The 6993-nt window shown below is 45.5% G+C and carries 7 protein-coding genes; 4 read left to right on the top strand and 3 right to left on the bottom strand.

Annotated elements, in window-relative coordinates:
* Together JGK11_RS32255 and JGK11_RS32250 are read right to left on the bottom strand one after the other, a co-directional pair.
* A partial coding sequence (locus JGK11_RS32255) for a hypothetical protein (protein ID WP_293214434.1) occupies nt 1-248 on the bottom strand: 248 nt, incomplete at its 3' end.
* A 276-nt stretch (nt 249-524) separates the two neighbouring features.
* Nucleotides 525-1358, bottom strand: a complete 834-nt coding sequence (locus tag JGK11_RS32250) for a DNA adenine methylase (protein WP_293214436.1) — start codon at nt 1356-1358, stop codon at nt 525-527.
* A gap of 451 nt (nt 1359-1809) precedes the next feature.
* Here JGK11_RS32250 and JGK11_RS32245 point away from each other — a divergent pair, with 451 nt between their 5' ends.
* From JGK11_RS32245 to JGK11_RS32235, 3 genes are all read left to right on the top strand, one after another.
* Nucleotides 1810-2013 carry a DUF751 family protein gene (locus JGK11_RS32245; RefSeq protein ID WP_293144336.1) on the top strand — a complete coding sequence of 68 codons (204 nt, stop codon included), beginning with the start codon at nt 1810-1812 and terminating at the stop codon, nt 2011-2013.
* Nucleotides 2014-2416: 403 nt separating this feature from the next.
* A complete protein-coding gene (locus JGK11_RS32240; RefSeq protein ID WP_293144339.1) occupies nt 2417-2809 on the top strand; it encodes a PadR family transcriptional regulator in 393 nt (130 codons plus the stop codon).
* A 321-nt stretch (nt 2810-3130) separates the two neighbouring features.
* Nucleotides 3131-3667 (top strand): cofactor assembly of complex C subunit B, encoded by a 537-nt coding sequence (locus tag JGK11_RS32235; RefSeq protein WP_293214432.1) that lies wholly within the window; start codon nt 3131-3133, stop codon nt 3665-3667.
* 832 nt (nt 3668-4499) lie between these two features.
* Here the strand turns inward: JGK11_RS32235 and JGK11_RS32230 are convergent.
* The gene (locus JGK11_RS32230) at nt 4500-4823 is read right to left on the bottom strand and encodes a DUF3155 domain-containing protein (protein ID WP_293144355.1); all 324 of its coding nucleotides are present in this window, start codon (nt 4821-4823) and stop codon (nt 4500-4502) included.
* A 634-nt stretch (nt 4824-5457) separates the two neighbouring features.
* On the opposite strand from JGK11_RS32230, the gene JGK11_RS32225 reads away from it, so the two are divergent.
* The gene (locus JGK11_RS32225) at nt 5458-6870 is read left to right on the top strand and encodes an ATP-binding protein (protein ID WP_293214430.1); all 1413 of its coding nucleotides are present in this window, start codon (nt 5458-5460) and stop codon (nt 6868-6870) included.
* Nucleotides 6871-6993 lie beyond the last annotated feature (123 nt).

Here is a 6993-nt window from a genome sequence, read left to right as displayed (position 1 = left end):
TTAGCATCCCACTTACAGAAGTCACAACCACTTATGTCAGATTTTTTGGTTCCTACTCTTCTAGGATAACTGGGGTTATATTTAATTGCAAGCCCCTTATTTACGATAACCCAGCATTCAAATATTTTAATTTTATTAAAGTGAAAAAAATCGCCCTTTTTTTTCGAGTTAACCGCTTGACTCTGAAGTTTTTTGGAAGTACAATTTAATAATGGGAATAGTCGCAAAATTAAAATTAGACTCACCACTTCCATTATCTAAAATATACCACCTAAAGTCCAGACAAGTCAATAGGTAATAATTCCTTTTTTTTGCCAATTTTTTGACACTGTTTCTAAACTTTTTGTGGTTGATATCGACGAAAAGCATTGCTATCCAAAAATGGGTTTGTTTCCACAGGCCGTGCAATCACAGGTGTGGAACGGTTACATTATCAATTTTTCTTGAGGGATTTTCGGTGGCGGCGCACCCTACACCTAACTAACTCAACTTCGACTAGATAGAGAGTGGATTTTGGTGTTTAGTTAAATTGAACTTATTAATAATTCCTTGACTTTGCCGCGCTTGGAACTCTTAGAGTTAATTCCCCTAGACGCTGATATTTCAATTTGCTGAGGGAGATGAGCTATTTTAAAAGCTTCAGCATCGCTGTATATTTTATCGATGAAATCGCAGTTAGAATTAGACAGCATAATTTTGACACCCCGTTGGGCAAGTTCTGCAAAAACATCTCTAAGCTTTATCTGTTCGGCTTGTTTGAAGTTCTCGCGGCTGTAAGCTGTGAAATCGCTAGTAGAACTGATAGGATAATAAGGCGGGTCAAAATAAACAAAGTCTTTGCTGCTTGTAGCAAAATCTAAAATTCGATCGAATTTTCTCACTTCAATTTGAGCTGGCTCGAGTAGAGATGAGACCGATCGCAATAATTCTGGTTGACAAATGTTAGGATTTTTGTATCTGCCTATGGGAACATTAAATTCACCTTTGGAGTTTTCTCTGTAGAGGCCGTTGTAACAAGTTTTATTGAGGTAGATTAGCCGTGCTGCTTTTTCTGTATCTGTGTTGTAGGATCGCGATCGCACCGAGTAATAATAGGCTGGATTGTCCTTGCTGTGCTCTGAAGCGTGCTCTAACAAAAGCTCAATCAGATCCTCAACTTTATCCCTGACACAGCGATAAGCATTAATCAACTCAGGATTAATATCTGTTAACACAACTTGCACAGAAGGGTGCTGTTGTGCTAAGTAAAAAAATACGGCTCCGCCGCCCAAAAAAGGCTCGTAGTAAGTGGTGAACTTTTTAGGAAAATAAGGTTGATATTGTCCAATCAACCTTGTTTTGCCTCCAGCCCATTTCAGAAATGGACGGCAGACATTTAGGTAGAAATAACAGCCCTATAATATTTATCACAACTACAACTCACAACTACAACTGAATAGAAATACTTCTCTCATTCGTTACCAGAAAGAATTGGTTGAAAGCCGGAACGCTTTGAGGGAGAAATTAAAATCAGACTATTCATTACTCCAATCCTCGGACTTATAGGTAGAGGTCGCTCTCAAACTGTCAAGCGGTCAACTGTCAAGCGGTCAACTGTTGAACGGAGGTCGCGTTCCGGCATTGAACAGACTCAGACCCGATCGCTCTCACAAAACTTTTCGTTAGAATTATATATGTTAGCATCGCCCTTGAAAAATGACCGATCGCCCGATCGGCAGATTTAGCTCCGGCTGTGCCAAAATTGTCTAACTCGCTCACAAGTGTTACCAGTCAAAGATCGAGCTGTAACACTTTACCCCACCGGTGCTCATGCAAGATTTCATTAATAACATCTCTCGCTACCCTCGTTTTTTGATTACTGTGTGTCTGGGAATCTTTTTTTTCCTGTTCGAGCGACTCAAACCTCTGCTCGATCGACCGGCAACTGCGATCGCCCTGATTACTTCGATTGTAGCGACTTTTGTGTTTCTAACTTTTACACTGCGCGCCATGTTAGGTCTGAGTCCGGTTTAAAGGCAAAATTTCTGCCCGAAAAAGCCGGCGAACTCTGACAAACCATAGCCCACAAACCAGGAACGCAGAGGGTTTGGGGGTTGCGACTTCTGAGTTTGAGTTAAAACACTAACCCCCGAAATAAGTGCAACTCTTCCGTGCGATCGCACACTTGGCAATAGTAGCTGCGATAGATTGGAAGAGGAAGTAAAGTTACCCTAGTTATGTGAGCGCTCCTCAACCTTGGCGCAAGCAAACATTAGCGCAGTGCACCACAACAGTTCCGGCTATCAACACAACTGGGGAAATACTGCACCTCTGTTTCCCCCATTCCCACTTAATCCTTAGGAAGCGGCACACCCCGCCCCGCTTTCCTCTCCCGTTAACCTGACGGTATCACGAGAGTTTCCAGCGGACAAGACAGATGAAATTTGAACATATCTATCAATTTTTTCAAGACCCCCCTCCTGTTTATCTAAACAAGGAACTGGCAGTGTGCTACATTCTCTCGGTGTTATTGCGCGGAGATTCCTACGGTACAGAACTCATCGGACAACTAGAAAGGGAATTCCCCATCTACCGACTTTCTGATACCGTCCTCTACAGCGCTTTGAAATTTCTCGAAGATGAAGCCGTCATTACCGGTTACTGGAAAAAAGTAGAAGGACGCGGCCGCCCCCGCCGGATGTATCAAATCCTCCCTGAGTGGCGGCATCAAGCTCAAGACCTGGCTCGTCTGTGGCACGAGTACATCGGTCAGGGAAACGGCGCGTCTGGCCGTCGTCCCCGTGCCTTGGAAACTGGTCACACGGGTTAGCAGGCGTTGAAATCGGATGCCTAAACCCTTGAGATGCGGTGCTACTAGCAAAGCGAATTGTCCGATTGCCTTCGCTTTGCCAGCATCGCCGCCGCACAGCGATTAGAGTAGCGATTCACTACGTCAGGACTTACGCATTGTCACTTGAGAATTAAGGATGATGGGGAGATATGGGAATTGGGTGATGGGGAGAAAAACGCATTGCTAGAAAGCTTGGCGAGAATTTGGGTTAAAAAGTGTCTGCGTAAGTCCTCGATCGCTTTCTTCTGTAAACTTATGTAAAGTCATAGTAGATAATTTCACTTACACAAACTTCTACCGATGGATACTACTGTTCTTTCTTCAACCTTTGTGATGACGCTGCTGTTGGCTGTTGGCTTGTTTTTCTTCATCAAGGCCTCAGTCAAAGATCGCATCGAACAAGTCAAGCTTGCTTCCGAGAGCGCCCAAGAGTTACTGTTAACCCAGCTACAAGAGTATTTTGCTTCTAGGGCTTACCGAGTTGCAGCCGTTGATGCCCCCAACTATAAAGTCACCTTTGAGGGTTTTGTGCGGCCGAGTTGGTTTCTAGCTATCTTTTTAACCCTGTTGAGTGCAGGCGGCGCTCTCTGCTTGGGACTGGTTTTGGGAATGCTAGTACCACAGCAAGGTCAAATTTTCCTAGGTTTGGTACTGCTGTCGCCGTTGACGGGAGTATTTTACTGGAAAAAAGCCGGACGTTCCGAGCAAGTCCTTCTAAAACTCGAATCAGTTGCTGACTCGGAAAGCCCAACTAAAAGCTTTGTTACTGTCAGAGCTCACCGCGACGAGCTAGCAACTATGCAAAAAGCTTTAAATTTGAAACCCCTGGAAGATTAAAAGTTTGGCGCGGAACGTTTTTTTGATATGCTAGATGCCGTGCTTCGACTTCGAGCCGACAAAAGGATTGCTGCTGGCAGTTCTCTAGTTGGCCCGAAAGTTCGATCGACTGTTGATGCAAAGTAAATGATTTTCTAGAAACTTATTGAATAATTGGGTAAAAGCTGGTAGTGTAGGGCGGGAATAAAAAACGCTCTAGCGATTAAAACAGCTAGGGCGATGGTCACTTTGAGTCATTATCGTTTTCAGCAAATGTTGAAGCATCAAGCTGTTAAATATGGCAGTTTTGTAGTAGACATAACCGAATAATACACATCACAAACCTGTTCAAAGTGTGAACAGAGATTGAAATGGCGCTTTCAATATCTTGTTGAAAGCTTTGAGAGATACCTCCTTGACGGGAGAGCTTGCAGCTTTCACGCGTCTTGCCATACACAGCTAATTCGGGCTTAGTCTTGGATTTGCTGGGTTAAATGTATCTGGCACGGTCAAACGATTTTAGATTGTGAGATTTTAGATTTTAGATTTATTCTACAGATGAATCTGGGAGCTTTAATTTTCGTCTAAAATTTGGAGTGGTTCGCGACTCGATTCCGGGCTTGTATGCGTTTTTGGGCAGAGTCAAAAAAAACCATTATCCTGAGAGTGCCAATTGTGCCGATCGCCCTTTCTTGACGATCTATTCTGTTGCGATGGCTCCTTATACCTTAACTTCCCAAGGATTTTTCGCGTAAATTTCAGTTGGCACTCTCCAGACAATGAGAACTCTCGCGCTTTTGTTAAAAGAGCCAGAAAAACATTGCTGTCAATGTTTTGATCTGAACATTTCGATCTATGCGCGACTGGCGGACACCGCAGGAATTTTTTCTGCGGTTGCTTCCAGCATCACCTTTAAGCTGGGAAACAAGAAATGGTTCTCTTCTACGTATTGGGCTCCGAACAAACCTTTTTCAGCCCAAAAGTATCTGTCGGTGGTATGCTCGTTACGCTTGACCAACAGTAAAGCTGGGGGAGCAATGCCTTCGGCATGGATGAACTTGCGAGCCGCTGTTACGGGTTTATCTTCGCCGCTCTCGATGCTATATTGAGGCACACACTCTAAAATTCTGCGTCCTTCTTGTCGGCGGCGACTTTTGCGCTTGCGTCTCCTGGCCAATTTCTTTACCTCCTCTGTGAGCAGACAGTGTGAGCAGACAGTATGAGCAGACAGGTTTTGACATACTCCCCAGCCATAAAGACATGGGGATTCTGGATTCAAACAGCTTTTCTCAAGCACAGTTTGTCTGATATTGCCGAGCATCCTAGGTTGATGCCCCAACCTATCTCAGATTTTTTGGATTATAGAGTTGAGACCGGATTTTTACATCTGGCGAATCAACAATACATGATTCAATCATCAAAGCTGTCCCGATCGGGCGTGGCTTTTTATCCAATTTTTAGGTAATGATAGCTACCAAATCCGAGGCCAGTATATCTGTTCTAGCTCTAAACTTCAACTGTTTTTAATATATCGACATAATCTTAACATTCGTGCCGATCGACAAAAGTGCAGCGGTTGTGGTAAGGTGGGCCGCAACTTCCGGCAGCAGCCAAGCTTGGGACTCTGGGGAAGCTATGCAGGCGGGGCTTTAAAGCAATTGTGTTTGTGAAAGCTGAATCCTGGGAACCGAGCAGCCTGCCATCAAAGCCCACATACTAGAAATTTAGGAGTCTCCAATCTGTAATCGGGGGCTGAGCAGTTGTAATTTAGTTAAAATTCCGTAAAATATCTTAATGTGGCACTCATGTTAATGCCAGCCAGTTCAGAATTTGTCAAGCTTTGTCGATCGCAGGTGGCGATCGCAGTCAGTTTGGGTGCGACATTCAGCGCAGTATACCTGACACAAGAGCTGGTAGAAGGCAGCGAGGCAAAGTTAGTGCCGATCGCAGTTTACCCAGAAACCTCAGTCGAACCAGAAAATCAGGAGTTGAGGCTCGAACCGGCTTCAAGCTCGACAGTGAAACCAATGCCGCGGCGGCTGGCTGCGCCGGTTTTGGCTGTGGAAGCATCAACCGTGGGGGCGATCGCACCCGAGCCACTGCCGGGTTTTGAAAACAGTTCCAATCAGTGCCAAGGCCCGGGGAATGTGTGGCAGCAACGGAGGCAAATAGTGACGCCTCTGATACACGAGGACGCTGTCCTGGGACTCCTGGTCAGCGGTAGGGAAGACAGGGCTTGGAACGATCGAGAGGAGGCTCAGATACAACAAATTGCTCGCACTTTGGCCCTAGCCTGCATTTTAGACCAGCGATCGCAGTGGATGCATCAGGAATTGGGATCTTCTCGGCAAATCCAGGCTCAGGTTTATGACACGATGCACAACTTGCTGCACCAGTTCAAGAGTCCGCTGACAGCGTTGCGAACTTTTGGCAAACTGTTAGCGCGCAGGCTGGTACCAGAAGACAAAAATCGCAATGTGGCTTATAGTATTGTCCGAGAGAGCGATCGGCTCTCTGAATTGCTCGGCCAGTTCGATCGCACAGTAGATACCGGCGAAGCAAATCTCAGACTCCCATCAGGCACTTCAGAAACAGCAACTTCTAATATCGAATTAATCCAGCATTCTCCTCTGTCGCTGTTACCAGTGGCCAATTTGGACGAATCCTGTGTAGTGACAGAAGTCTTAAAACCGCTGTTAATTTCCGCCGAGGCGATCGCATCGGAAAGGCATCTGTCATTGTTAGCCGACATTCCGGCGGATTTACCACCAGTCTCGGCGAGCGATCGAGCTTTGCGCGAAGTTTTGAGCAACCTAATTGACAATGCTTTGAAATATACCCCCGCCGGCCGCCAAATTTATATTAAAGTAAGCTACGAGGCGAACCACCGCCCCTTACCTGCCATAGCAGTTGCAGTCAGCGACACAGGTTCCGGCATTCCCCCCCAGGATTTAGAGCATTTATTTGAGCGACACTACCGGGGAGAAAAAGCCCAGACAGAAATTCCCGGCACAGGATTGGGTTTGGCGATCGCCCGCGATTTAGTCCGCCAAATGCAAGGAGAAATCCAAGTATTTTCCCCAGTAAATCCGGAATGGCTGCCATCTAGTGCAGCTCATTTATATCCAACCGATAGCGGCACTACATTCGTCGTTTGGCTGCCGGTTCGGAAGAAGGAAGAAGGAAGAAGGAAGAAGGAAGAAGGAAGAAGAGATACACAGTAAGCTTAACCGCGAACCGTATTTTACCCCACATTCCGCAGATATTCGATCGGATTTAATTTCAAAAGAATTCAGAATTCTCAAAACCTCAAATAATTGCTCTGCAATCATTTGAGGCTTTTTTCA

It is taken from the genome of Microcoleus sp. PH2017_34_RAT_O_A, from assembly GCF_020737885.1.
Taxonomy (GTDB): Bacteria; Cyanobacteriota; Cyanobacteriia; order Cyanobacteriales; family Microcoleaceae; genus Microcoleus.
This window is presented reverse-complemented; position numbering and strand designations above follow the sequence as displayed.